Source organism: Pseudomonas sp. B40(2017) (genome assembly GCF_002112855.1).
GTDB lineage: Bacteria > Pseudomonadota > Gammaproteobacteria > Pseudomonadales > Pseudomonadaceae > Aquipseudomonas > Aquipseudomonas pharyngis.
On sequence record NZ_NEIT01000009.1, the window covers coordinates 176035 to 200474 of the forward strand.

Genomic DNA, 24440 nt, shown 5'->3' on the forward strand with positions numbered 1-24440 from the left:
CTGGCGAACGACCATGGGCAAAACCGTCGAACGGCCTCTATGATGGAGGCCATGACGATTTCCGCCTCACTCCGCTCCCCTTGCCCGCCGGGTCTGTGCATCTGCGGGCGTGATCCGCTGCTGGAAACGCCCGGCGCGGATGTGCGCATCCTGTTGCTGACCCGCGAGGAAGAAAAGCGTCTGCTCGAGCGACTGGAAAACCTCAAAGACCTCGCCGACCTCCAGCGGCTGCAAGGCAAGATGTTCGATCAGCTAGGTATTCGTGTGCTGATCGCGCCGAAGTTCGGTGAAGTGCGGACTGTGCGAGGCGGCATCGAAATCGAGGTCGAAGAGCTTCCAGGGCTCTGCCGCAAAACCCGAAAAACCATCCCGGCCGCCATCCGCCGTGGCCTGGAAAACAATCCGCAAGTCGCGTTCGATCTGCTCAACGCCCACGACTTGCTGCGCGACACCTGATCATTTCTTCATGCCCACCCGCTTGCGCATCTCCGCTGTGATGCTCTGCCGGGTTTTCTTCAGATCCGCCCAAGGTTCATCGCCCACGTCCGCCAGCCGTTCGTGAACGTTGTGCACGGTCCATTGATCGGCACCTTTGATCTCGCCGACCTCCTCCCGAAACAGCGGCACCGACACCGGCAACCCTTCACGGGTACGCGCCGCGTAGGCGCAAATGGTGGTGGCGCCCAAGCCGTTGCGCAGGTAATCGATGAAGATCCGCCCTACGCGATTTTTCGGCCCGGACACCGCAGAAAAACGCTCCGGCAACAATTTCGCCATGTGCGTGACGATGGCGTGGCTGAAATCCTTGACCTCGTCCCAGCCATGCTTGCGGGTCAGCGGCACCACCAGATGAATGCCCTTGCCGCCGCTGGTCTTGAGAAACGCCTTGAGGCCCAGCTCATCCAGCACGGTCAGGGTCAGTGCTGTGGCTTCGACCATGCTTTTCCACGGCAGCGCCGGGTCCGGGTCGAGGTCGAGGACAAAGCGGTCGGGCTTGTCCAGATCGGTGGTGGTAGCGTTCCAGGTGTGCAGTTCGACCGTGCTCATCTGCACCGCGCCGATCAAGGCTTCGGCGTTGTTGATCAGCATCACCGGCTGGCCGGTCAGTTCCTTGTCGAGCGTGCGGATGCCGGGGATCGCCAGGTTCTCGGCGTTTTTCTGGAAGAACAGCTCACCGGCGATACCATCCGGGGCGCGCACCAGCGCCACCGGGCGATCCTTGAGCTGCGGCAGAATCCATTCGGCGACGCTGGCGTAATACTCGGCCAGCTGCATTTTGGTGGTGCCACTGCTGGCATCGATCACCCGATCGGGATGAGTGATCCGCACCTTGCCGTCGGCCAGGCCGGATTGCGACGGCGCGGTAGATTCAGTCTTTGAAGTCTTCATAGGTTTGGCGCGCTCCTCGGTGATGTCCTTGGCCGGTTTGTCGTCGCGCAAGCCATGGAACACGGCGTGACGCACCGAGCCGTCCTGGGTCATTTCGGCGAAGGCCACTTCCGCCAGCAGACTCGGCTTGAGCCAGTGCACACCCTTGGCTTCGAACCCTGTGGGCGGGTTGGCCACTGCCGGTTTTTTCACTCGCAACGGTTTCAACTGCGCGAGGATGCTCTTGAGGGTGGTTTCATTGAATCCGGTGCCGACCTTGCCGGCGTACCGCAACTCGCCGCTGTCACGATCATGCAGACCCAGCAGCAACGCGCCGAACGAACTGCGCGCGCCTTTCGGATCGGTATAGCCGACGATCACGAATTCCTGGCGATGCTTGCACTTGAGCTTGATCCAGTCGCTACTGCGGCGCGACACGTAAGACGAGCCGAGGCGTTTACCGATCAGGCCTTCCATGCGCATCTGGCAGGCGCTGTTGAGCAAGGCCTGCGGGGTTTCGTCGAACGCTTCGGAGAAACGCAGCAGCGGGTCTTGATGGGTTTTCAGAACAGTGGCCAGCGCTGCGCGCCGTTCCTCCACCGGCACCTCGCGCAGGTCGACGCCGTTCAGATACGGCAGATCAAACAGGTAATAGACGATGTTTTCGCTGCGTCCCGAATCGAACGCGTTTTGCAGGGCCTGAAAGTCCGGCACGCCGTCCGCGTCGGCGACCACCATCTCACCATCCAGCCACGCCGACTCCAGGCCCAGCGCCGCCAGGGCTTGCGCCTGTTTCGGCAATTTGTGCGTCCAGTCATGGCCATTGCGGGTGAACAACTGCACCTCGTCCTGATCGATACGCGCCATGATCCGATAGCCGTCGAACTTGATTTCGTATTGCCAATCCCCTTCCGGCGCGCTCTCCACCAGAGTCGCCAGTTGAGGTTTCAACTGCGCCGGGATACTCGCCTTGTGGGCGCCAGTGAGTTTGCCGGAAGCTGGCTTGCGCGGTGCTTTCGCCGGGCCTTTAAGTGGTTTGACCTGCTTCGCACTGAGCCGGGGTTTGTCGACGATCGTGCGCTCGCTGAGCACACTGTCGGGCTCGGCGACCAGCACGTCGTAATCGCTTTGCGGGCGTGCGGCGCTGTCCTGATGCTTGATCAGAAACCACTGCTCTTTCTTGCCCGGCATGTGGGTGCGCACCAAGTTCCAAACCCCGGCGAGCTTCTCGCCGCGCAGTTCGAATTTGAGCTTGCCCTTGGCGTAGGCTTTCTCCGGGTCTTCCAGCGGAATCCACACGCCGCGATCCCAGACGATCACATCGCCGGCACCGTAATGCCCTTCGGGAATGCTGCCCTCGAACGTCGCGTAGTCCAGCGGGTGATCTTCGACATGCACCGCCAACCGCTTGACCTTGGGATCCAGCGACGGCCCCTTGGGCACCGCCCAGCTCTTGAGCGCGCCGTCGAGTTCCAGGCGAAAGTCATAATGCAGGTGCGAAGCGTCATGCTTCTGGATGCAGAATTGCAAAGCCTGCTCACCGCCGGGCTTCTTGCCCCGCCGGTGGTCGGCTGCCGGTTCCGAGGTCGCCGAGAAGTCACGCATCCGGTTGTAGTCGTCGAGATTCCTGCTCATCCTGCACCTGCCTTGTTTCAACCTGTTCGAGTCACCGTCAGCGCGACCACGGCAATCCGGTCGACGCGCTGATAGCCGGGATTGAGCAACTCTTCGCCGAATACATCGGGATCGAGTTCACGGTAGGTCCAGCCGAACCGTTTTTCATCCAGCCGTGGCAATACCGTGTCGAGGAAAGGGTCGCGGCCATCGACCATCGCCACGCCGGTGTACAGCAGCAGCGAACCACCGGGGGTCAGGTGATTGAGCGCCTGTTCGACGATGCGCAACGACAGCCCCGCCCCCAGCGTCCCACCGCCATGGCGGTAAGCTCGTCCGGCCGGATCGGCCATGTACGGCGGGTTGGCGACGATCAGGTCGAATTCACCATCGACGCCTTGCAGTACATCACTGGCGCGCACCTCGACGTTGGCCACTTCGGCCAGCGCCGCGTTGATCGTGGTCAGGCGCAGCGCAGCGGGGTTGATATCCACCGCCAGCACTTGCGCTTCGCGCCGGGCACGGCCAATCAGGATTGCGCCAACGCCGGCGCCACAACCGATGTCCACCGCCCGGTGAATAGGCGCAAAGTTCTGCTGCAAATGGCTGTGGATCAGTTGGGCAAAGCGATAGGTATCCGGGCCGAAAAACACCGAATCGGCGGCTTCCGTGGGAAACCCGGAATGCACGAACAGCATGTCATCCAGGCTCGACCAGCGCACCCGGCTCTTCAAGCGCCCGTCGAACGCGTCAATCACCTGAGCGTCCAGCAATTGTCGCTGTTCATCGGCAGACAGCAGGCCCGGTTCGAACGGGCGCGACCATCCGAACACATCCCGCAGACTATCGGCGGCCTGCCCTTCGTCGCGCTGGTTGATCCGTTGATGGGTCAGCGGCGTCGGGGTGATGAAACGATAGCCGTCGGCCTGCAGGCGCCGCCCCAGTTGCAGCAGCACCAGATCGTTGGCAGACAGTTGTTCTTCCTGATTCATTGATGATTTCCTTAACGCAGGCCGGATTTGAGTTGGATGAATTGGCGAGTGGCAAGCAGCCCGGCCGGATGCGCGTGCCGGGCCGGCGCGAGCCAGGGGATCAACGTTGCGAACTTGCTGTGAGCGTCCTGCCCTTGCAGTGCCGCATTCAGGCGCTGCACATCGGGGTCCTGTTCGGGCACCTCGATCGGCGCAGGGACTGAGGGGCGGCGGCGGAACGCGACGGCTTTGTCCGCAGAAATCCAGTCACCGGCAATCCAGTCGTGCACCAGTTGTTTTTCATAGGCGCTGAACACGCCGAACATCGCCGCGCCATCGCCATCGATCAATTGCCAGAAGCGGCTGTTCTGTGGATCTTCGTGGCGCTTGATCCAGCCCTTGTCCTGCATGGCCTGCAGGAATCCGGACAGCTGCTGCGGATCGGCCAGCCACTGATTGACGGTCTTGCCTTCGAAGCGGCAATAGTCGGAGTGCATGTGTTGAGCGAACGGACACTTGCGTTCAAGCATCGCCAACAGTTCGCGCTCCAGATCGAAGCCCTCGATGATTGCGCGGCTGCCCTGCCCCAGGTCATTGAGCCGATAGCCCAGCGATACCCGGCGCAGGAAATCGCGGCGATCAGCCTCCAGAGGCAGCAGATCCAGAACGGCCTGAACGGCTTTTTGCGCATGACCGGTGCTGGCATTGTCGATGGTCACGTGCAGAGTGAAGTAGTAAGGATCGATCCCCAGTTCACTGAGCTCGTAACTGCTGATCAACAGGTGTAAGGGCAGTTGTTCGTAGCCAAGGTTGTAACCGATCACCTCCGGCAAAAAATCCATGCCGCCGGCACCCAGGGCCAATTGCAGCGCGCCTTGCAGATAGCGTTCGTCGGGCAGTGGACTGCTGGGCTCGAGGCCCTGTTCGGCGAGCAGCTGGCGGTAGATCACGACGTGGTTCTGCGCCGGATTGCCCTCGCCCAGTTCTTCCAGATAAGTGCTGATCAGGCTGCTGAAACGCGGATCGCGCCACTGTCCGAGCAAGCCGTAGAGCCAGGCGCCATCGACCAGTTTGGTCGGCGCCACCGCTTGCAGGAAATACAGCGCATGAGCCTTGCAACTGAAGAACTGCCGCGAGCCTCCAGCCTTGCGTTGTTGCAGGTAGTCGGCGTATTGCCGGGCGACATCGGCACAGTGCTCGGCCACCCAGGCATGCCACTGCGCGGGGTCCGATGGCAGCTCATCCTCCAACTGCGCGGCTTGCAGCAGGTGATCTTCCAGAAAGGCGCGCGCCAGCGGCTGCGGATGTTCATCGGATAAAAGTGCTTCATGGATACGCCGCAACCCACCCAGAGAATCGAGCGGACGCGATGGGGCGGGGGCAGCTTGCAGGTGAGTCAGGACAGTCATGGCAATATTCTCGATCGATTGGCAGGACGCTCAGTCACTCGCCTCTAATGCAGCAGAGAGGCTTGGCGCGTCAAAAATTCAATCGGCTTGAAAATTGCCCTGACGGACGGAGCCTTCGGCTCGCTCCTTGCTTGAACGGAACGGTCGAAGGCTGTGAGGTGAGAGGGTCAGGCCGTGCCTTTGGCCTGCTGTTCGAGGTGAACCTGCAACTCGGGGTCGATCTGCAACGCCGCCGCCAGTTCATCCAGATAATTGCGCTCGGCGTCCTGCTGATCGTCCACCAGCATCACACTGGCCAGGTACATCTCGGCGGCCATGGCCGGATCGTTCTGCGCCGCCTGCGCCACTTCGGTGGGATCCAGCGGTTTGGCGACCTCGTCGTCGAGCCATTGCTGCAGGTTCGGGTCGTCGGTGTGCCTGCCGATTTCGCTGCTGATCAGGTGTTTTTCCGACTCGTCGATCCGCCCGTCAGCCTTGGCCGCCGCGATCAACGCCCGCAGGACGGCGTGGCTGTGCTCTTCGACTTGCGGGCCGGACAGCAGGTCTGCGGTTTGCGGCGTTTGCTGCGGCGCGGCGGACGCCTGGCTGCGTTGCCAGGCTTGATACGCCTGGAAAGCCATCATGCCCAGCGAAGCCAGCGCCGCGTAGTTGGTGCCGCCGGAACGACGCTGCGTACCGCCACCCAGTGCCCCGGCACCGCCGAGCAATCCGCCGAGCAGCCCGCCCAGGCCGCCCAGCCCTCCGGCAGCAGAACCGCCGCCACTGCCGCCGCCCAGCAGACCGCCGAGCAACCCGCCAAGCCCACCCGCTCCCCCGCCGGCCGACGCGCCACCTTGTTGTCCCGCCGAGGTCTGGCCCCGCAGCAGTTGTTCGAGCAGATCGCTGGTGTTCATGACGTCGTCCTCAGGCAAAGGGGTATGACTGCGTCAGGCAACGATAGTCCTCCTGATGCGATGTGCCAGCACCGTTGGGCTGACGCCGGGCATCAACCCGGACTCTTTTCCCGGCGCATCTGTGTCACCAGCGTGAAGCGGTCTTCGGGGTGCGTGGTTTCCGATACCACCATCAGGGCGCCGTCCTCGTCACGGTACTGGCGAATGATGTTCAGCCCCGGCGACCCGGCTTCGGCGTTGAGGCTTTTGGCGATCTCCGGACTCAGCAACACCGCGCGCACCTGCTGGTCGACTACGTCGATGTGCCGGCCGAAATGGCGCTCGATCAGGGCGGCGATCAGTTCGTCCGGATGCTGTTCAGCCAGCTCGATGACTTCGGCATAGGTTTCCTGCGCGTAGACGTCGGTCCAGCACAGCGGCGCCCGCCGGTTCTCCTCGTCGACGCGAATGCTCGACACGCAAAAATAATGCTCCCCCGGCTCCATGCCCAGGCGTCGGGCCTGGGCAATGTCGGCGACAAAACGGGAGACGTTCTGAATGCTGCGCATCTGGGTTTCCGCCAGGTGCACCAGGTCGGACACCGAGGCCAGCGACTGCGAGTACCCGCCCTTGGGCGAGATCGACTCGACGCGGGTGCCGACCCGCTTGCGCCGCGAGACCAGCCCCTGATTCTGCAACTGCGTAATGGCCGCCCGCACAGTGTGCCGGCTCACGTCGTACAGCTCGCACAGTTCGAACTCGGTCGGCAGCAACGATCCGAGCGGATAGCGACCGCTGGAGATGCCCTCCATCAAATCTTTTGCAACGACCGCATAGCGCGTGTTCATACCTTTCATCAGTCCCGATGGTTAAGCGAGTTGACAGTGTATCAGCGAGGGCGCAAGAATTATGTACGGACATAATATATATGTCCGATCAATAACAAACATATTCAGGATTCCCTCATGTCCAGCACTGTCTTCGACTCCGCCCTGTTCCGCGACATGTTCGGCACCGCCGAGATGCGCAGCGTGTTTTCCGACCAAGCCCTGATCGAACGCTACATCGAAGTGGAAGTCGCCCTGGCCCGGGCCGAAGCGCGCTGCGGCGTGATCCCGGCGGCTGCCGCCGAGCAGATTGCCGAGCTGGCAACCTATGCCTCGCTCGATCTGGCACTGATGCAGCACGAGACCGAAATCGTCGGCTACCCGATCCTGCCGCTGGTGGAGCAACTGTCGAAAACCTGCGGTGAAGCCGGCCGTTACGTGCACTGGGGCGCGACCACCCAGGACATCATGGACACTGCGGTCGTCCTGCAAGTCCGCGCTGCGCTGGCCATCGTCGAACGCGACATTCAAGCGGTGCGCGGCTTGCTCGCCGACCTTGCCAAGCGCTATCGCGACGCGCCGATGGCCGGCCGCACGCATTTGCAACACGCGCTGCCGATCACCTTCGGCTACAAGTGCGCGGTGTGGCTGAGCATGTTCGACCGCCACGCCGAACGTCTGGTGGAGCTGCGTCCACGGGTGGAAATCGGCCAGTTCGCCGGTGCGGCGGGCACCCTCGCCTCCCTTGGCGACAAAGGCCTGGAAGTGCAGGAAGCGCTGATGGCCGAACTGGGTCTGGGCGTGCCGCAAGCCACCTGGCACGTCGCCCGCGATGGTCTGGCGGAGACCCTGAACTTCCTCGGTCTGGTCACCGGCTCGCTGGGCAAGATTGCCCTCGACGTCATGATGATGATGACCAGCGAACTGGGCGAAGTGTACGAACCCTTCGTCAAGGGCCGTGGCGCCAGCAGCACCATGCCGCAAAAGCGCAATCCGATTTCCTGCGAGCTAATGTATGCCGCTGCCAAAGGCGTACGCCAGCAGGCGGGTCTGATGCTCGACGCGATGATTCAGGACTTCGAGCGCTCCACCGGCCCATGGCAAGCCGAATGGATCGCCATCCCGGAAGCCTTCGCGCTCAGCGCTGCCTCGCTGGGTCAGGCGAAATTCATGCTCGCTGGCCTCGAAGTGCGCACCGAGCGCATGCGTAAAAACCTCGACATGACCCAGGGCCTGATCGTCGCCGAAGCCGTAATGATGGGGCTGGCGCCGGCACTCGGTCGTCAGGTTGCGCATGACGTGGTCTACGCCGCCTGCCGCATGGCCAACGATCAGGGCACCAGCCTGCTCGACGCGCTGCTGGCCCAGGGTGAGGCCACCGCGCAACTGGATGTCGAGGAACTCAAGCGCCTGACCGATCCGGCCAACTACATCGGCCTTGCACCGCAGATGGTCGACATCGCCCTGGCGCGTGAGGGTTCGGTCAAACGCTGATCCTCACCGGGCTCGCCGCGCGCGAGCCCTCTGCCCATCGCTCGCCAATAACAACAACGAGACCGCAGACATGACCACCCCCGACAAGAAACCGCTGTACAAAGACCTGACCTTTCAGGTGATCGCCGCCATGCTGCTGGGGATTGCCTTCGGCTTCCTCGCACCGGAACTGGCGGCCAGCTTCAAGATTCTCGGCGACATCTTCCTCAAGCTGATCAAGACCGCTGTCGCCCCGCTGGTGTTTTTCACCGTGGTCCACGGCATCGCCTCGGCCGGCGACATCAAACGCGTGGGCAAAGTCGGCCTGCGTGCGTTGATCTACTTTGAAGTGGTATCGACCATCGCTCTGGCCATCGGCCTGCTCTGGGGCAACCTGCTGAATATCGGCTCCGGCATGCACGACGCTCACCCGAGCAGCGCCACTGCCGCAGCCGCCAGTGCCGCCGTCGCCAAGGGCCATGCCCCGGCGTCGACCATGGACTTCATCTACGGGATTTTCCCGGACAACTTCGTCGGCGCCTTTGCCGGCGGCCAATTGCTGCAAGTGCTGGTGATTTCGGTGCTGTTCGGCTTCGCCCTGTTGGCGCTGAAACCGGAACGCCGCAGCGTGATCGAGGATGGTCTGAGCCGGGTCTCGGAGTGCTTCTTCGAGTTCATCAACCTGATCATGAAGTTCGCCCCGCTCGGTGCGTTCGGTTCGGTGGCGTACGCGGTTGGCAGCAACGGCTCGGCGGTGCTGATGTCACTGGCCAATCTGGTGCTGATGTTTTACGTCGGCGTGGCGTTTTTCATCTTTGTCGTACTGGGTGCGGTCTGCCGTATTTCCGGGTTCAGCCTGTGGCGGTTCCTCAAGTACATCAAGGATGAGATTTTCATCGTACTCGGCACCGCTTCATCGGAAAGCGCCCTGCCGCGTCTGCTGCAAAAACTCGAGAAGTTCGGCTGCTCGAAACAGAGCGTCGGCCTGGTACTGCCCACCGGTTATGCCTTCAACCTCGACGGCACGTCCATTTACATGTCGTTGTGCGTACTGTTCATCGCCAATGCCTACGGTGTGCCGATGAGCTGGGAGCAACAACTGGGAACCATCGCGATCATGCTGGTGACCTCCAAAGGCGCGGCGGCGGTATCCGGTGGCAGCTTCGTGGTGTTTGCCGCGACCGTCACAGCGATTGGCGTCCTGCCGGTGGAAGGTCTGGCGCTGTTGTTCGGCGTCTACCGCTTCATGTCGATGGCCATCGCCACCTGCAACACCATCGGCAACAGCGTGGCCACAGTGGTGGTGTCGAAGTGGTCAGGCGAGTTCACCGAGCAGACCGCCAAGGCTGAATACAACCGGGTGTTCGGCCGCAACCCGGAAGCCGCGCTCTGACGGTTACCGATGTCACATAAAAATGCCCCGGCCCTGTCGGGGAATTTTTTTCAGGGCCAGCTAATCTTCAAGAATGGGTGAACCTTGACCCGGCCCGACCGGTCGATAGCTGCAACCCGACCCGGTTGGTCGCCACCCTTGCTGCCCAAGGGTTTACGCGGCTTGCTGCATTTTCTGGAGAACGCCTTCGTGATATCGACCGTCCACATCGCCAGGCTCAAGGCCTGGGGCGCCCATGGTTTCACCGCGACCGGCGTGGTCACCGCCTTCCTGGCCACCCTTGCCCTGCTGGAAAACCAGCCGATCCACTGCCTGATGTGGCTGGGCGTGGCGCTGATCGTCGACGGCCTCGACGGAGCGCTGGCGCGCAAGGTCAACGTGCAGTCGGTGCTGCCGAGTTTCGACGGATCGATCCTCGATCTGGTGATCGACTACCTGACCTACGTGTTCATCCCGGCGCTGTTCATCTATCGCTACATTCCCCTGCCCGACTACACCCTGCTGCTGACCGTGTCGCTGATTCTGGTGTCGTCGTTGTTCTGCTTCTGCAACGTCAACATGAAGAGCAAGGACAACTATTTCGTCGGTTTCCCCGCCGCCTGGAACGTGGTTGCGTTGTGTCTGTACATCATCGATCCGGGGCCGTGGCTCACCTTCCTGACGGTGATTGGCCTGGCGCTGCTGACCGTGACCCGCATGAAGTTCCTGCACCCGTTTCGGGTACGCCGGTTCATGCCGATCAACATTGCGGTGACGGCGATCTGGCTGTTGTGCAGCCTGTCGCTGGTGCTGAATCACCCGGTGATCAACCCGCTGGTGATGGGCTTGTGGTTGCTGGCGTCGGCATACTTCCTCGGCATCTGCATCTGGCGCACCGCGCTGGAGTGGTTTGACAGCGCGCATCTGAAATAGAAGCCCTGTCGGGATCCCTGTGGGAGCGAACCTGCTCGCTCCCACAGTTGTTTTGCATGACGCTCAGCGTTTAGTGATGACCACCTCCAGATACTCGCTCGGCACCACCATCGATTCCGCCCCCGCGCGGTTCAGCCCGTCGATCAGTAGCGTCAGGTCTGTTTCCAGCGCCTGCCCGCTCTCCGGCGGCAACGCCGCGAACGCCTTGTGTACCGGGCCGTACCAGTGGCGAAACACATCAATGAAATGCGCCGCCGAGCGATAGCGGAAGTTGAAGTGGCGCCGAGTCACCTGCAACTGAAACTGGCGATCGTCGAAATGCGAATGCAGCCAGGCTTCCGCGCCCCAGTTCGAGGGCGGTTGCGCAACGGGTGGCGGTGGTAGGTAGCGGCCGAGGGTCTTGAACATCTGGCCGACGAAGCCTTCCGGCGTCCAGTTGGCCAGGCCGATCCGTCCGCCCCGGCGACAGACCCGCGCCAGCTCCTTGGCCGCTTTCGCCTGATCCGGGGCGAACATCACGCCGAAGGTCGACAGCACCACATCGAAACTGGAATCGGCAAACGGCAGCGCTTCGGCATCGGCGACCTGAAAGGTCACCTCCAGATGCTCGGCGCGCGCCCGGTCCTGGCCGCGTTCCAGCAACGCCGCGACATAGTCGGTGGACGTCACCAGACAACCACGGCGTGCCGCCGCGAGCGTGGCATTGCCGTTGCCGGCGGCGACATCCAGCACTTCTTCATCGCAGCGCAGGTCGCAGGCTTCGGCGAGGGTTTCGCCGACGATTTGCAGCGTGGTGCCGATCACGGCGTAGTCGCCACTGGCCCAGGCGACTTTCTGGCGTTCCTTCAGGGCAGTGAGATCAATGGGGGTACTCATGAATGGGTGCTCCACGGCAGAAGGGTCAAGCGTCACTCGGCGGTCGTCGGGTCGATGATGCTCGTCACCCGGGACACGCTGTTGGCCGGAAATCCCCCTTGCCTTGCGTGTTCGCGCACCAGTTCCTCGTTGGGTGCGATGTACACGCAATAGATCTTGTCGGCAGTCACATAACTCTGCAGCCACTGCACCTCTGGCCCGAGTTCACGCAGCACGTTGCAGGACGTTTGCGATACGGCCTTGAGTTCTTGCTCCGATAGCTTTCCGGCTCCTGGAATCTCGCGTTCAATCACGAACTTCGGCATGGCAACCTCGCATTCTTTTTATGGATGGCAGAGCCGTTGGCGGCCCTGCTCGCCCACTATCGCGCGGGCGCTGTCCGGCGTCCCTGCCAATCGTCCGGAGAGCCCGTAAAACCGGGCATTGGCCGATGAATGGCGGGATTTTGTAAAGGCCCCGAAACACTGTCGGGGGGTTGCCAGCGCACCGGCTGATCGGCTCTCATGCAGGCCCTCACCGGAACGGAATTCGATCATGTCCTTGCGCCTCGAATGGCTCGCCGATCACCTGCAGCACAGCGACACTTACGCGGCGTGGATCCACCGCCAGTTTCACTACGAATATGCCGAGCAACCTTTGGCCGAATGGCAGCGCGAATTTGCCGAGGGCCAGACCAATGGCGACTGGCGTTGCCTGATTGCGCTGGACGGGGATCGACTGCTGGGCGGTGCGGCACTGGCCCGGGCGGATCTGGCCCTTCGACCGGATCTCGGACCGTGGCTGGCCTGTGTGCTGGTCAGCCCCGAATCACGCGGTCAGGGTCTGGCAGCAAGGCTGATCGAGGGAATTGCTGAGGAGGCGAAAAAACGGGGCCTGCCGCGTTTCTATCTGCACACCCAGAGCAAACAGGACTATTACGCCAAACGCGGCTGGACGGTGCTGGAGCGTTTTCACGCCTGGGGTAACGAACAATGGCTCATGGTGCGCGACCTGTGAGCCATTGAGTTTCGCGGTTTACGCAGCAGGCGCCTTGGCCTCTTTGAGCAGCTGCTGAATCATCTGCTCCTGCGCCTGGTAACTGCCTTCGCCAAAGTGGGTGTAACGCACCTGCCCCTTGGCGTCGACCAGATAATGCGCCGGCCAGTACTGGTTATCGAAGTTGCGCCAGATCGCGTAGTTGTTGTCGATGGCTACCGGGTAGGTGATGCCGAGCTTCTTCACCTGATCCTTGACGTTGTCGATGATCCGCTCATAGCCGTATTCCGGGGTGTGCACACCGATCACCACCAGGCCGTCCTTGCCGTACTTCTTCTCCCACTCTTTGACGTACGGCAGGGTGTGCTGGCAGTTGATGCAGTCATACGTCCAGAAGTCCACCAGCACCACTTTGCCGCGCAGGGACTCGGCTGTCAGTTCCGGCGAGTTCAGCCATTGCACCGCACCGGACAGCGACGGCATCGCGCCTTTGCCCGCCTCGTCTTCAGTCGAGTCTGCACGGACTTTGCTGACGAAGTAGTCCACCACTTTCGGCACGTTCTCCAGCACGCTTTTCTCGACCGATGCCACGCCTTGGGACGAGGTATTGGCCAGCAGCACGTTGTCGGTACCGGTGGCGATCACCGCCGCCGTCGCCAGCACCGCAACACCCGCGCCGCGGCGGAACCAGCCAGTGAAAGGAATCGACGGTTTCAGTCGGTTGACCAGACCGCGACCGGCGAAGATCAGCGTTCCCAGCGACAGCGCGCTGCCCGCGCCGTAGGCCAGCAGCAACAGGCTGGTTTGGGCGTTGGCGCCTTGCAGCATGGCACCGGTGAGGATCACGCCGAGGATCGGACCGGCGCACGGCGCCCACAGCAGACCGGTGGCGACACCGATCATGATCGACGCCATGGGCCCGGTCTTTTTCCGGGCGTCGGGGTCGAGGCGATTGCCCAGCAGCACAAAGGGCCGCGCCAGCCAGTCACCGATGCGCGCGGAAATCAGCGACAGCGCAAACAGCACCATTACCGCCAGCGCAATGTGGCGACCGGTGTTGCTGGCCTCGATCACCCACTCGCTGCTGACCACCGCCAGGCTGGAGATCAGGGCAAAGGTCAGGGCCATGCCGCCGAGAGTCAGCAGGATCGAAGAACGGGTGCGGTCGGCTCCGGCGAACAGAAACGGCACCACCGGCAGAATGCACGGACTGAGGACAGTCAACAGACCGCCCAGGAAAGCGATGAGAAACATGAGGTTCACCTTTTGAATGAGGGGTGGTCTGTCGACTGGATCGGGGGCTGACCGTTACGGGCAGCCCCCCTTCAATCCTCAAGCCGTCTGGTTATCCAGCCATTGGCTTTGCGGCGTACGGCTGGCACCGTTCTCGGCCAGCGTCTGGCCTTGCGGCGTACGGCTGGAGCCGTCGGCGGCCAGTGTCTGGCCCTGTGGCGTGCGGCTGGAGCCGTCGGCAGCCAGTGTTTGGCCTTGTGGTGTGCGGCTGGCGCCGTCGGCGGCGATCAAACCTTCGCTGCCCGGCTTGGCCACCGGAGCCAGTTGGAAGCAGGTGCTGCTGCCACAGCTGTTCTGTTCGACGGCAGCGTTGGCGTGGGCCGCGACGCCGGCGAGGGAGAAGGCAACAGCGGTCAGATAGCGCGATACGTTGTTCATGGCGATGTTCCTTTTATAGAGGTAGGTAATCAGTTGTCTTCGTTGCAGCCGTCGGCGAATTTGCGGTAGTCGAGCACCTGGGTCTTGCCGGCCGAGTCGAGGTAGGTCAGGCGGGCGTCGACGATGCCGCAGGTCATCGAGTTGTCCTGTTTCAGCGACACCACTTTCTGGATGTCCAGGTGGCTGCCGTAGGAGTAGGTTTGCGGGGTGACATCGGCTTCGGCGCGGGCCGACAGGGTGCAGATGTTCAGAGCGGCAAACAGGCAAGCGGCAGCGATCGATTTGGTCTTGGTGTTCATGGCGTTTTCCTCGGGGCTTCAATGGTTGAATCGTTGAGTGGGCCGAGGCGTTCTGTGTGTGCCTCGATGGAGCTCATTTAAAGCTCGCGAGGTATCGCGCATGTGTCGGCAAATGCCGTGTATAAATCGCTACGTATCCGCGCGCGCCCGGGATACACAGCGATACAAAACCCTGTAAAAATCCGCTTTTTGCGTCGGCGTGTATCCGTCACAGCGCTGGATACACTGCAATACAAAGGCAGGCAGGCGGCCTCGCGCAGGCTCGATAGACTGCCCGGCAATCCCCTTTGATTGAGGTTTGGCCCCATGGAACATGTCGATCACATCCTGATCGTCGACGACGACCGCGAGATTCGCGAACTGGTCGGCAATTACCTGAAGAAAAACGGCCTGCGCACCACGGTGGTTGCCGATGGCCGGCAGATGCGCAGTTTTCTGGAAGCCAACACCGTCGACCTGATCGTGCTCGACATCATGATGCCCGGCGACGACGGCCTGCTGCTGTGCCGCGAATTGCGCTCGGGCAAACACAAGGCCACGCCGATCCTGATGCTCACCGCGCGCAATGATGAAACCGACCGCATCCTCGGTCTGGAAATGGGCGCCGACGACTACCTGACCAAACCCTTCGCCGCCCGCGAACTGCTGGCGCGGATCAATGCCGTGCTGCGCCGCACCCGGATGCTGCCGCCGAATCTGGTGGTCACCGAAAGCGGCCGGCTGCTGGCATTCGGTCGCTGGCAGCTCGACACCTCCGCCCGGCATCTGCTGGACAAGGACGGCACCATGGTCGCGCTCAGTGGCGCGGAGTACCGTTTGTTGCGGGTTTTCCTCGACCATCCGCAACGGGTGCTGAGCCGCGATCAATTGCTGAATCTGACCCAGGGCCGCGACGCCGATCTGTTCGACCGATCCATCGATCTGCTGGTCAGCCGTCTGCGCCAGCGCCTGCTGGATGACGCCCGCGAACCGGCCTACATCAAGACCGTGCGCAGCGAAGGCTATGTGTTCTCGCTGCCGGTCGAAGTCCTCGGAGCCCCCGCATGAATGTCGCCCTGCGCTGGCCGCGCACCCTCGCCTCCCGCTTGTCGCTGATTTTCCTGATCGGCCTGATCCTCGCTCAGGCGCTGTCGTTCGGCGCGCAATATTACGAGCGCTACGAAAGCGCGAAGAACACCATGCTCGGCAACCTCGAAACCGACGTCTCGACCTCGATTGCCATCCTCGACCGCCTGCCCGCCGAAGAGCGCCCGATGTGGCTCAAACGCCTGGCTCGCAAGAATTACGGCTATCTGCTGAGCGAAGGCGAACCGGGCACACCGCTGGATCCGCAGGACGTACCGATTGCCGTCACCTCGATTACCGATGCAATTGGCGAGGCCTATCCGCTGACGTTCACCGATATTCCCGGCCCGAAAAAACACTTTCAGGGCCACCTGCGCCTGAGCGACGGCAGCCCGGTGACCATCGATGTGCGCCCGTCGATGGTGCCGCTGTCGCCATGGCTGCCGGTGGTATTGCTCGGGCAACTGGCGCTGATGCTTGCCTGCACCTGGCTGGCGGTGCGCATCGCCATCCGCCCCCTCACCCGCCTCGCCAACGCCGTGGAAACCCTCGACCCCAACGCCCACCCGATCAACCTCGACGAAAAAGGCCCGAACGAAGTGGCCTACGCCGCCCGCGCCTTCAACTCGATGCAGGCGCGCATCGCCGCGTACCTGAAAGAGCGCATGCAACTGCTCGCGGCAATCTCCCACGACCTGCAAACCCCGATCACCCGCATGAAACTGCGGGCGGAGTTCATGGACGATTCGGCCGAGAAAGACAAACTGTGGAACGACCTCGGCGAGATGGAACATCTGGTGCGCGAAGGTGTGGCCTATGCCCGCAGCATCCACGGCTCGACCGAGGAAAGCCGACGAACCAATCTGGATTCGTTCCTCGACAGCCTGGTGTTCGACTATCAGGACATGGGCAAGGAAGTGCAATTGAGCGGCAAGAGTGAGGCGGTCATCGACACCCGCCCCCACGCCTTGCGCCGGGTGCTGGTCAACCTGACCGACAACGCGCTGAAGTTCGCCGGCGCTGCCGAGCTGCTGATTCAACGCGACAAGAGCAGCCTCTCGATCAAGGTCATGGATCGCGGCCCGGGCATCGCCGAAGAAGAGCTGGCCCAGGTGATGGAGCCGTTCTACCGCGTGGAAAACTCACGCAACCGCAGCACCGGCGGCACCGGGCTGGGGCTGGCGATTGCCCAGCAACTGGCGCTGGCGCTGGGCGGTTCGCTGACGCTGAGCAATCGTGACGGTGGCGGGTTGTGTGCTGAACTGAAGCTGCCCCTGCACACCTAAAGCAAACATAAATTCCTGTGGGAGCGAGCCTGCTCGCGATGGCGTCAGTCCAGACAACTTCTTCATTGGCTGGCAGACCGTCATCGCGAGCAGGCTCGCTCCCACATGTGATTTGTCGTGTTTGTGAGATCAGGTAATGCCTAACACACCGTCCTCATGCATCTGCCGCAACAACGCCAAACCACTGTCCATGAACGATGCCGTTACCGGCAAACCCGCCTCCATCGCCAGCCCTTCCAGTTGTTCACGACCGTTCAGCGCAGGGAACTCGCCAATGCGCTGCAACAACCGCCAGGCCAACGGGCTCAGCTCGGAAAACTTCACACTGAAATCTACCGCACGCCTTACCAGCAACAACGTTGGCTGGGCCGGTGGTGTAGACGGTTGATGGTCAGGCCCGAGCATCTGCACCGGCCAGGTGTACGCCAACGGCCAGGCGAGTGCCGAAACCTGCAACGGCCGCTCCAGCAACTGCGCCGGATCACTCGCAGGCAAGGGCTCGGCGTCGGACTGCTGCAACACCATTTCCACCCACTCGTAATGCGCCAGCTCCACCAGGAACGCCGGCCAGTCACCCTCGCTCAACACGGCCGGTTCCGAGGCGAGGTAACCGACAAACTCCTCGGCGATCTCGCCGAATTTCGGCGTCTGCGCCCGATAGTCCCGCAGAAAGCCACGAATCAATGTGCGCCAGCGTTCCTGGCCGATGATCCGGATCAGCACCGGAAACGTACCGCTCAGCAGTTGCGAGACGTTGTTGAACACCAGATCGCGATAGACATTGACCCGCGCCGCGTTCATGTCGGCCGGCGGCATTTCATGCTCTGGATCGCGCAGGTAGCGGGTCAACGCCTGTTGTTGCAGCAGAAGATTATCCACGCGGTCCTCCTTCGATTTGCAGACGGCGAATGGTTTGCAGCTCGGCCACCAGTTCAGAGAACGCCGGGAAATTGAAATCCCGCTCCAGCAACGTCGGCTGTGCGCCGAATCGGGCATAAGCGTCGGCCAGCAACGACCAGACCACCGGTTTGACCGAGGCGCCATGGGTGTCGATCTTCAGCGTGTCGGACTCGTCAAAGTGCCCAGCCACGTGCATCCCGACCACCCGGCCCGGCTCGATGGCGGCCAGGAACGTCTGCGGATCGAAACCGTGGTTGATCGAGTTGACGTAGACGTTGTTGACGTCCAGCAGCAGATCGCAATCGGCCTCGCGCAACACGGCGTTGGTGAAGGTCACTTCGTCCATGTCCTGCCGGGGCGCGGCGTAGTAGGAAACGTTTTCCACCGCCAGGCGCCGGCCGAGAATGTCCTGGGCCTGGCGGATCCGTGCGGCGACGTGGTGCACCGCCTCTTCGGTGAACGGCAACGGCAGCAGGTCATAGAGATGACCGTCGTCGCTGCAATAGCTCAGGTGTTCGCTATACAGCGGCACTTTGTGATGATCGAGAAAGGTCCGCACTTCCCGGAGAAAACCGACGTCCAGCGGCGCCGAGCCACCGAGCGACAACGACAACCCGTGGCAGGACAACGGATAGCGCTCGGCCAGCCCGCGCAGCGCGGCGCCATGGGCACCGCCGACGCCGATCCAGTTTTCCGGCGCCACTTCCAGAAAGTCGAAATCGCCGGTGCGCGCGGCTTGCAGGTCTTTCATCAGGCCGCGACGCAGGCCGAGCCCGACGCTGGCCTGCAAGGTGGGGTGGGGAATCTGCATGGGCAAGATCTCTGCTGAGGAGTCGCCGGGCGTGGCGACTGACAGGCTCAGTTAAACCGCAGGGTGTATCGCGGCTGTGTGGGCAATGCGCGGGAAGTGGCGGGTTTTGTATCGGCGGCGGGTCTGTACACAGTGGGATACAGACCCGCTGCCGTCTTGGTGAGCGGCGAGTTACGCGAGGTCGTACTTCTCGCGGACCAGGTCGCCAATGCCGAGGCGATCGAGCACGTCCATCGGGCACAGGAACGTTACCCGCACCGTGCCAGGCAAACGGCTGATGTCGATCGAACCGTTGATGGTCGCGCGGTTGAGCACTTCATCGTATGGCAGGCCGGTGACGGCGGCGGCCCGTTGCAGGCCGTTCTCCACCGCGACGTTGAGGTTTTCACCGCTGCCGATGAAGGTGATCGGCCCGGTGGCCTGAATGTCGTGCTGACCCCACCGGGCGCCGAGTTCGCGGACATGGCGCAGTTGCTCGGCGTTCATCGGCCGGGCCATCGGTGGCAGATCATCGAGGTTCTGCAGCAGGATCGGCCCTTCCAGAGTCAGGCCCTTGATCACATGCACCTGTACCTCGGTTTCCCCCGAGCAATCGGTGGCGTGGCCGGCGATTTCGCCGTTGCCCTGCTGCGCGTGCATGTCGCCCATGTACACCCCGGCGCCCGGCACCTTGACCGGACAGATCAGCACGCAACCCTCGCGGATCGAGTTGGTGTCCATGTGGCCGTCGGTCTTGGCCGCGTGCAGTTCTTCGCGGGTCATGCCGAAGCGGTGCGGGGCGCCGATCAGGTACTGGCCGAAATCGGCGCAGTTGTGCGAGTCCGGCAGATCCCGCGACGGAGTGGTGCCGATGTTGCCGAGAAACGGCCGCATGTGAGCCGCCACGCCGGGCATGTCGGCGCGTGCCAGGGACAGAATCGAGTGCTGCGCCGCCATTTCCGGCAATGCGGACATTTGCGACGCCTTGCCGGCCAGTCGATCCGCCACGTCCTGGTTGACCGTCAGGCTGACCTGATGCTCGGCGTCGAACACGATCACGTAACCGTGGCTGAAGCGAAACGCACTGACTTCGGCGCCGCAATGGTTGCAGCGAATCGCCTCCTCGCCGATCCCCTCCACATGGCTCGCCGGGTGTTCGGTGCCGCACTGGCTGCAGTATTTGGCGACGAACGGATCGCCGTGATATCGCCCTTCAACAAAACTCATCACTCCTGACGACGTGGCGTGGGACGTGACCTGCATGCGTTTGATCTTGATCGCTACCGCATCGCCGACCTCGGCGCCTTCGATGTACACCGGTTGCGTCACTTCATGGCCGCCCTCGAATGACGGCGTGATCATCGGCCCCCAGCACCCCGGCGGCGTCCCCGTGACCAGCGTGCCGCCGTCGGCCAGCGGGCCGCGCATCGTCTGGCCTGGGCCGATCAGGCCGTTGGTGTACTGGTTGACGTGCAGCCGTTCGACGGACAGCTGAATGGGAGCGCTCATGGAAATCACCTCGTTGGCAGGCTGGGCGGCTCAGTTCAACGCAGGTTTGTATCGGCGCTGTGTCCGGCCAACGCTGCAATGGTCGGTCTGTGTATCCACGCACCGTCGCGATACACAACGATACAAGCCTCGAAATCCACGCAGCCCGCTCCCACCGGCGCCAACAGCGGCTAGACTCAATCAGTACCCAGTCGAGGGGGACGCAGGACAGCAGTGTCGCCCTGCCCGTTTCCACGACCACCGCCCGGTGGTGAATGCCTCGACACCCAACGCCACCGGACTGTGATCCTGTCAATGGAGCACATGAAATGGACGAGGCCAGACTCAACGAATTCATGGGCAAACTGGTCAACGACATGGGCGGCGCGGCGATGCTGGCCAATGTCATTGTCGGCGAAGAACTCGGCCTCTATCGGGCAATGGCCGACAGTCAGCCGATCAGCCCTGAATCCCTCGCTGCAAAAACCACCTGCAACCCGCGACTGGTGCGCGAATGGCTGAGCGCCCATGCGGCGTCCGGCTACATGGAACACCTCGACGGCAAATTCCGTCTGCCGGAAGAACAGGCGCTGGCCCTGGCCAAGGAAGACTCGCCGGTGTACGTGGCCGGCGGGCTTGGCGTGGTGGCGTCGTTTTTCCATGACAAGGACAAACTGGTCAAAGCCATGCGCGGCAACGGCGCCCTGCCCTGGGGCGATCACCATCCGTGCATGTTCACCGGTACCGAGCGCTTCTTTCGTCCCGGTTACAAGGGGCATTTGATCGCCGAGTGGCTGCCGGCGCTGGACGGCGTGGTGGCCAAACTCGAAGCAGGCGCCAAGGTCGCTGACATCGGCTGCGGTCACGGTGCATCCACGGTAATCATGGCCCAGGCCTATCCCAACTCGCGATTCGTCGGCTACGACTATCACGCGCCTTCGATCACCGTCGCCACCCAACGGGCCGAAGAAGGCGGCGTCAGCAGTCGCGCGCGGTTCTTCCAGGGCACGGCGAAAAGCTACCCCGGCGATGACTATGACCTGATCTGCTATTTCGACTGCCTGCACGACATGGGCGATCCGGTCGGCGCTGCCAAACACGCCTTTGAATCCCTGAAAGACGACGGCACGGTGCTGCTGGTCGAGCCGTTTGCCAACGACACCCTGGACGAAAACATCACACCGGTCGGGCGCTTGTTTTATGCAGCGTCAACGTTCATCTGCACACCAAATTCGCTGTCCCAGGAAGTGGGCCTAGGCCTCGGTGCGCAGGCCGGCGAGTTGCGCCTGCGCAAGGTATTTACCGAAGCGGGCTTCAAACACTTCCGACGGGCGACGCAGACGCCGTTCAACCTGATCCTGGAGGCACGCAAGTAACCGCCGGGCAGCGGACGCCTCTGAAAAGAGGCGTCTGTCGGTGCTAACCTGCAAGGCACTTACAGCCTGCGGAGCGCTGATCATGCTCGACCGTCCCCTCCCCGAACCGCTCGACTCTCTGCAACAAATCATGGCCGATGGCGACTTTATTGTGCTGACCGGCGCCGGCATCAGTACGCCGTCGGGCATTCCGGATTACCGCGACAGCGACGGTGTGCGCCGTGGCCGGCAGCCAATGATGTACCAGGAATTCCTCGCCGCCCCGGAGTCGCGTCGGCGCTATTGGGCCCGGGCCATGCTCGGCTGGCCGCGTGTACGTCAGGCGCAGCCGAACGCCGCCCATGAGGCGCTGGCCAGTCTGCAAAGCCACGGCCGGATCGGCGGTTTGATTACCCAAAATGTCGACACCCTGCATGATCAGGCCGGCAGTCACGACGTCATCGAACTGCACGGCAGCCTGCACCGGGTGCTGTGTCTGGATTGCGGTCAGCGCAGCGAGCGGGATTCGATTCAGCAACTTATGGAAACGCAGAACCCGTATTTGGCGGGCGTCGATGCTGTGCAGGCACCGGACGGAGACACCCTGCTCGATCCGGCTTTCGAGGCGCGCTTTCAGGTGCCGCATTGCCCGCATTGCGCAGGCGAGCGGATGAAACCGGACGTGGTGTTTTTTGGGGAGAACGTGGCACAGCCGACGGCGGCGCGGGCCATGGCGCTGGCGGAAAATGCCGCCGGGATGCTGGTGGTCGGTTCGTCGCTGATGGCGTATTCGGCGTTTCGCCTGTGCCGGGTGATTGCGGATCGGGGCAAGCCGCTGATTGCGATCAACCTGGGGAAGACGCGGGCGGATGAGTTGCTGGATTTGAAGATTGAGGGCTCTTGTGAGGCGTTGTTGCCGCTGTTGGCGGCAGGCTTGAGATCCTCGCCCTCACCCTAGCCCTCTCCCGGAGGGAGAGGGAACTGACCGAGTTGAATATTCGAGTTACACCGACCTGAAATATCGAGTCGAACTCAGGTTTCGGAAAGCATGAAGATCGGCTTCCTTTCCCCCTCGCCCCCTTGGGGGCGGTCCGACGTTTCGGGAGGGTTGGGGTGAGGGGGTAGCGGACTCACTGACACTCAAAGTCCTCAGCCCTGAGAATGTCAAAAAGCGCCTGCGCCGCCGCCGACAATTCATTCCCCGGATCCGTCAGCACGCCAATCGCACGCTCCACCACCGGTTCGTGCAAGGTCAGGCAATGCGCACCCAGTTCGCGCATCTGCCCGGCACACAAGGCTGGCACCGCACTGACGCCCAGCCCGCTCGCCACCATCCGCCCGACCGTCGCCAGTTGATGGCTTTCAAATTCCACCGGCAGTTTCATCCCTCGAGCCTGCAAGTGTTCTTCCAGCATCACACGCACCGTGGACGGTCGTTGCAGGGTGATGAACGGCTCCTGCAGCAAGGTCTGCCAATCAATGTCACTGCGATCAGCCAGCGGCGAATCCTGCGGCACCACGGCGACGAAACGATCACGGTAAAGCGGCGTGAACGTCAGCGAGGTGTTCTGCATCGGCTCGAAGGCCACGCCGAGTTCGACCTGGCGGTCACGGACCATTTCCAGCACTTGCTCGTTGATCACGTCGTTGACCGTGACGTTGACGTTCGGATAACGCGCGCGGAAGGTCTTGAGAATCGGCGGCAGCAGGTTGCCGGCAAACGACGGCATCGCCGCCAGCGTCACCCGCCCGCGCTGCAGGCTGAAGCGCTGGCGCATTTCGTCTTCGGCGTTGTCCCAATCGGCGATCAGGCGCCGGGCCAGCGGCAGCAGCGATTCGCCTTCCGGGGTCAGCGCCACGTTGCGCGTGTTGCGACTGAACAGGCGCCCGCCCAGGCCTTCTTCCAGCGCCTTGATGGTCAGGCTCAGTGCCGACTGCGACAGGTGCAGACGCTCGCAGGCCACGGCGAAGCTCAGGCTCTGGGCCACGGCGAGAAAGGCGCGGATCTGCTTGATGGTCATGGTTGTGTTACTCGACGGACTAAGCTGAACATCCGTCCGCCGACCAAGGCGGACATTTAATGAGCTTTATCAATCAATCAACCTTAAAAATCAACTTAACAAATATATCCTTCAGCGCGACACTCCAGCCATTCGGCTAGCCAGCCGCCCGACAAACAATAAAAGAGGTGCATATGGCAGGTTTCGACAAGCGCGTGTATTCCTACGAGGAAGCCATGGCAGGTCTTGAAGACGGCATGACCGTGATCGCCGGCGGCTTCGGCCTGTGCGGCATTCCGGAAAACCTGATCGCCGAGATCAAGCGCAAGGGCACCCGCGACCTCACCGTCGTCTCCAACAACTGCGGCGTCGATGGCTTCGGCCTCGGCGTGCTGCTGACCGACCGCCAGATCAGCAAGGTGGTCGCCTCCTACGTCGGCGAAAACAAACTGTTCGAAGAGCAACTGCTCAAAGGCGACATCGAAGTCGTCCTGACCCCGCAAGGCACCCTCGCCGAAAAAATGCGCGCCGGCGGCGCCGGTATTCCGGCGTTCTTCACCGCCACTGGCGTCGGCACCCCGGTCGCCGAAGGCAAGGAAGTGCGTGAATTCCACGGTCGCAAGTACCTGATGGAAGAATCCATCACCGGCGACTTCGCCATCGTCAAAGGCTGGAAAGCCGACCACTTCGGCAACGTCATCTACCGCCACACCGCGCAGAACTTCAACCCGCTGGCCGCCACCGCCGGCAAGATCACCGTGGTCGAAGTCGAAGAAATCGTCGAACCCGGCGAGCTGGATCCGGCACACATCCACACGCCCGGCATCTACGTCGACCGGGTCATTTGCGGCACGTTCGAAAAACGCATCGAACAACGCACCATCCGCAAATAATCC

General features: G+C 62.3%; 24 protein-coding genes. 10 read left to right on the plus strand and 14 right to left on the minus strand.

What is annotated here, in order from left to right; all coding sequences use genetic code 11:
* The first annotated feature begins 51 nt into the window (after window positions 1-51).
* The gene (locus tag CAF76_RS24990) at window positions 52-456 is read left to right on the plus strand and encodes a hypothetical protein (RefSeq protein WP_178076198.1); all 405 of its coding nucleotides are present in this window, start codon (window positions 52-54) and stop codon (window positions 454-456) included.
* Here CAF76_RS24990 and ligD read toward each other — a convergent pair whose 3' ends face one another.
* The 5 genes from ligD to CAF76_RS25015 all read right to left on the minus strand — a co-directional run bounded on the left by ligD (window position 457) and on the right by CAF76_RS25015 (window position 7082).
* Window positions 457-3003 (minus strand): DNA ligase D, encoded by a 2547-nt coding sequence (gene ligD, locus CAF76_RS24995; protein WP_085648860.1) that lies wholly within the window; start codon window positions 3001-3003, stop codon window positions 457-459.
* A 17-nt stretch (window positions 3004-3020) separates the two neighbouring features.
* On the minus strand, window positions 3021-3974 hold the full coding sequence (locus tag CAF76_RS25000; RefSeq protein ID WP_085648859.1) for a methyltransferase: 954 nt from the start codon (window positions 3972-3974) through the stop codon (window positions 3021-3023).
* An 11-nt stretch (window positions 3975-3985) separates the two neighbouring features.
* Window positions 3986-5362 (minus strand): iron-containing redox enzyme family protein, encoded by a 1377-nt coding sequence (locus CAF76_RS25005; protein ID WP_085648858.1) that lies wholly within the window; start codon window positions 5360-5362, stop codon window positions 3986-3988.
* Between the two features lie 167 nt (window positions 5363-5529).
* On the minus strand, window positions 5530-6255 hold the full coding sequence (locus tag CAF76_RS25010; protein ID WP_085648857.1) for a tellurite resistance TerB family protein: 726 nt from the start codon (window positions 6253-6255) through the stop codon (window positions 5530-5532).
* A gap of 92 nt (window positions 6256-6347) precedes the next feature.
* On the minus strand, window positions 6348-7082 hold the full coding sequence (locus tag CAF76_RS25015) for a GntR family transcriptional regulator (protein ID WP_064595351.1): 735 nt from the start codon (window positions 7080-7082) through the stop codon (window positions 6348-6350).
* A gap of 117 nt (window positions 7083-7199) precedes the next feature.
* Here CAF76_RS25015 and CAF76_RS25020 point away from each other — a divergent pair, with 117 nt between their 5' ends.
* From CAF76_RS25020 to pcsA, 3 genes are all read left to right on the plus strand, one after another.
* Window positions 7200-8555, plus strand: a complete 1356-nt coding sequence (locus CAF76_RS25020) for an adenylosuccinate lyase family protein (protein WP_085648856.1) — start codon at window positions 7200-7202, stop codon at window positions 8553-8555.
* Between the two features lie 70 nt (window positions 8556-8625).
* On the plus strand, window positions 8626-9927 hold the full coding sequence (locus tag CAF76_RS25025) for a cation:dicarboxylate symporter family transporter (protein WP_085648855.1): 1302 nt from the start codon (window positions 8626-8628) through the stop codon (window positions 9925-9927).
* A 189-nt stretch (window positions 9928-10116) separates the two neighbouring features.
* Window positions 10117-10839, plus strand: a complete 723-nt coding sequence (pcsA, locus tag CAF76_RS25030; protein ID WP_039767868.1) for a phosphatidylcholine synthase — start codon at window positions 10117-10119, stop codon at window positions 10837-10839.
* A gap of 63 nt (window positions 10840-10902) precedes the next feature.
* On the opposite strand, the gene CAF76_RS25035 is transcribed toward pcsA, so the two are convergent.
* Together CAF76_RS25035 and CAF76_RS25040 are read right to left on the minus strand one after the other, a co-directional pair.
* Window positions 10903-11715 (minus strand): class I SAM-dependent methyltransferase, encoded by an 813-nt coding sequence (locus tag CAF76_RS25035; protein WP_085648854.1) that lies wholly within the window; start codon window positions 11713-11715, stop codon window positions 10903-10905.
* Window positions 11716-11747: 32 nt separating this feature from the next.
* The gene (locus tag CAF76_RS25040) at window positions 11748-12020 is read right to left on the minus strand and encodes a DUF4242 domain-containing protein (protein ID WP_064595343.1); all 273 of its coding nucleotides are present in this window, start codon (window positions 12018-12020) and stop codon (window positions 11748-11750) included.
* Between the two features lie 229 nt (window positions 12021-12249).
* Here CAF76_RS25040 and CAF76_RS25045 point away from each other — a divergent pair, with 229 nt between their 5' ends.
* Complete coding sequence (locus CAF76_RS25045; protein ID WP_085613546.1) at window positions 12250-12711, plus strand: GNAT family N-acetyltransferase; 462 nt, start codon at window positions 12250-12252, stop codon at window positions 12709-12711.
* Between the two features lie 18 nt (window positions 12712-12729).
* Here CAF76_RS25045 and CAF76_RS25050 read toward each other — a convergent pair whose 3' ends face one another.
* The 3 genes from CAF76_RS25050 to CAF76_RS25060 all read right to left on the minus strand — a co-directional run bounded on the left by CAF76_RS25050 (window position 12730) and on the right by CAF76_RS25060 (window position 14660).
* On the minus strand, window positions 12730-13944 hold the full coding sequence (locus CAF76_RS25050) for a cytochrome c biogenesis protein DipZ (RefSeq protein WP_085648853.1): 1215 nt from the start codon (window positions 13942-13944) through the stop codon (window positions 12730-12732).
* A gap of 78 nt (window positions 13945-14022) precedes the next feature.
* The gene (locus CAF76_RS25055; protein WP_085648852.1) at window positions 14023-14361 is read right to left on the minus strand and encodes a hypothetical protein; all 339 of its coding nucleotides are present in this window, start codon (window positions 14359-14361) and stop codon (window positions 14023-14025) included.
* A gap of 29 nt (window positions 14362-14390) precedes the next feature.
* A complete protein-coding gene (locus CAF76_RS25060) occupies window positions 14391-14660 on the minus strand; it encodes a DUF2790 domain-containing protein (RefSeq protein ID WP_007956290.1) in 270 nt (89 codons plus the stop codon).
* 306 nt (window positions 14661-14966) lie between these two features.
* Between CAF76_RS25060 and CAF76_RS25065 the strand changes: the two genes are divergently transcribed.
* Together CAF76_RS25065 and CAF76_RS25070 are read left to right on the plus strand one after the other, a co-directional pair.
* Window positions 14967-15707, plus strand: coding sequence for a response regulator (locus tag CAF76_RS25065; RefSeq protein WP_011333526.1), 741 nt, complete (start codon window positions 14967-14969; stop codon window positions 15705-15707).
* Entirely contained in the window at window positions 15704-17011 is a 1308-nt protein-coding gene (locus CAF76_RS25070) for an ATP-binding protein (RefSeq protein ID WP_064595335.1), read from the plus strand. Before CAF76_RS25065 ends, CAF76_RS25070 begins: the two co-directional genes overlap by 4 nt.
* Window positions 17012-17140: 129 nt before the next feature.
* Here CAF76_RS25070 and CAF76_RS25075 read toward each other — a convergent pair whose 3' ends face one another.
* The 3 genes from CAF76_RS25075 to CAF76_RS25085 all read right to left on the minus strand — a co-directional run bounded on the left by CAF76_RS25075 (window position 17141) and on the right by CAF76_RS25085 (window position 20210).
* Window positions 17141-17890, minus strand: coding sequence for a DUF2063 domain-containing protein (locus CAF76_RS25075; RefSeq protein ID WP_085648851.1), 750 nt, complete (start codon window positions 17888-17890; stop codon window positions 17141-17143).
* Window positions 17883-18722, minus strand: a complete 840-nt coding sequence (locus CAF76_RS25080) for a DUF692 domain-containing protein (protein ID WP_085648850.1) — start codon at window positions 18720-18722, stop codon at window positions 17883-17885. The genes CAF76_RS25075 and CAF76_RS25080 overlap by 8 nt, the downstream gene beginning before the upstream one ends.
* A 171-nt stretch (window positions 18723-18893) precedes the next feature.
* Window positions 18894-20210, minus strand: coding sequence for an acetamidase/formamidase family protein (locus tag CAF76_RS25085; RefSeq protein ID WP_143491846.1), 1317 nt, complete (start codon window positions 20208-20210; stop codon window positions 18894-18896).
* 308 nt (window positions 20211-20518) lie between these two features.
* On the opposite strand from CAF76_RS25085, the gene CAF76_RS25090 reads away from it, so the two are divergent.
* Window positions 20519-21565, plus strand: a complete 1047-nt coding sequence (locus CAF76_RS25090) for a class I SAM-dependent methyltransferase (RefSeq protein WP_085648848.1) — start codon at window positions 20519-20521, stop codon at window positions 21563-21565.
* 82 nt (window positions 21566-21647) lie between these two features.
* On the plus strand, window positions 21648-22502 hold the full coding sequence (locus CAF76_RS25095) for an NAD-dependent protein deacetylase (protein ID WP_085648847.1): 855 nt from the start codon (window positions 21648-21650) through the stop codon (window positions 22500-22502).
* Between the two features lie 172 nt (window positions 22503-22674).
* Here CAF76_RS25095 and CAF76_RS25100 read toward each other — a convergent pair whose 3' ends face one another.
* On the minus strand, window positions 22675-23565 hold the full coding sequence (locus CAF76_RS25100; protein ID WP_085648846.1) for a LysR family transcriptional regulator: 891 nt from the start codon (window positions 23563-23565) through the stop codon (window positions 22675-22677).
* Window positions 23566-23738: 173 nt separating this feature from the next.
* On the opposite strand from CAF76_RS25100, the gene CAF76_RS25105 reads away from it, so the two are divergent.
* Window positions 23739-24437 (plus strand): CoA transferase subunit A, encoded by a 699-nt coding sequence (locus CAF76_RS25105; RefSeq protein WP_007956274.1) that lies wholly within the window; start codon window positions 23739-23741, stop codon window positions 24435-24437.
* Window positions 24438-24440 lie beyond the last annotated feature (3 nt).

Coding starts and splice junctions, on each gene's coding strand:
- CAF76_RS25080 (WP_085648850.1), bottom strand. CDS start 18,722: ATGCAGATTCCCCACCCCACCTTGCAGGCCAGCGTCGGGCTCGGCCTG.
- CAF76_RS25000 (WP_085648859.1), bottom strand. CDS start 3,974: ATGAATCAGGAAGAACAACTGTCTGCCAACGATCTGGTGCTGCTGCAA.
- CAF76_RS25005 (WP_085648858.1), bottom strand. CDS start 5,362: ATGACTGTCCTGACTCACCTGCAAGCTGCCCCCGCCCCATCGCGTCCG.
- CAF76_RS25045 (WP_085613546.1), top strand. CDS start 12,250: ATGTCCTTGCGCCTCGAATGGCTCGCCGATCACCTGCAGCACAGCGAC.
- CAF76_RS25090 (WP_085648848.1), top strand. CDS start 20,519: ATGGACGAGGCCAGACTCAACGAATTCATGGGCAAACTGGTCAACGAC.
- CAF76_RS25020 (WP_085648856.1), top strand. CDS start 7,200: ATGTCCAGCACTGTCTTCGACTCCGCCCTGTTCCGCGACATGTTCGGC.
- CAF76_RS25035 (WP_085648854.1), bottom strand. CDS start 11,715: ATGAGTACCCCCATTGATCTCACTGCCCTGAAGGAACGCCAGAAAGTC.
- CAF76_RS25060 (WP_007956290.1), bottom strand. CDS start 14,660: ATGAACACCAAGACCAAATCGATCGCTGCCGCTTGCCTGTTTGCCGCT.
- CAF76_RS25050 (WP_085648853.1), bottom strand. CDS start 13,944: ATGTTTCTCATCGCTTTCCTGGGCGGTCTGTTGACTGTCCTCAGTCCG.
- CAF76_RS25070 (WP_064595335.1), top strand. CDS start 15,704: ATGAATGTCGCCCTGCGCTGGCCGCGCACCCTCGCCTCCCGCTTGTCG.
- CAF76_RS25015 (WP_064595351.1), bottom strand. CDS start 7,082: ATGAACACGCGCTATGCGGTCGTTGCAAAAGATTTGATGGAGGGCATC.
- CAF76_RS25105 (WP_007956274.1), top strand. CDS start 23,739: ATGGCAGGTTTCGACAAGCGCGTGTATTCCTACGAGGAAGCCATGGCA.
- CAF76_RS25100 (WP_085648846.1), bottom strand. CDS start 23,565: ATGACCATCAAGCAGATCCGCGCCTTTCTCGCCGTGGCCCAGAGCCTG.
- CAF76_RS25055 (WP_085648852.1), bottom strand. CDS start 14,361: ATGAACAACGTATCGCGCTATCTGACCGCTGTTGCCTTCTCCCTCGCC.
- CAF76_RS25040 (WP_064595343.1), bottom strand. CDS start 12,020: ATGCCGAAGTTCGTGATTGAACGCGAGATTCCAGGAGCCGGAAAGCTA.
- CAF76_RS25095 (WP_085648847.1), top strand. CDS start 21,648: ATGCTCGACCGTCCCCTCCCCGAACCGCTCGACTCTCTGCAACAAATC.
- CAF76_RS25065 (WP_011333526.1), top strand. CDS start 14,967: ATGGAACATGTCGATCACATCCTGATCGTCGACGACGACCGCGAGATT.
- CAF76_RS25085 (WP_143491846.1), bottom strand. CDS start 20,210: ATGAGCGCTCCCATTCAGCTGTCCGTCGAACGGCTGCACGTCAACCAG.
- CAF76_RS25025 (WP_085648855.1), top strand. CDS start 8,626: ATGACCACCCCCGACAAGAAACCGCTGTACAAAGACCTGACCTTTCAG.
- CAF76_RS25010 (WP_085648857.1), bottom strand. CDS start 6,255: ATGAACACCAGCGATCTGCTCGAACAACTGCTGCGGGGCCAGACCTCG.
- CAF76_RS24990 (WP_178076198.1), top strand. CDS start 52: ATGACGATTTCCGCCTCACTCCGCTCCCCTTGCCCGCCGGGTCTGTGC.
- ligD (WP_085648860.1), bottom strand. CDS start 3,003: ATGAGCAGGAATCTCGACGACTACAACCGGATGCGTGACTTCTCGGCG.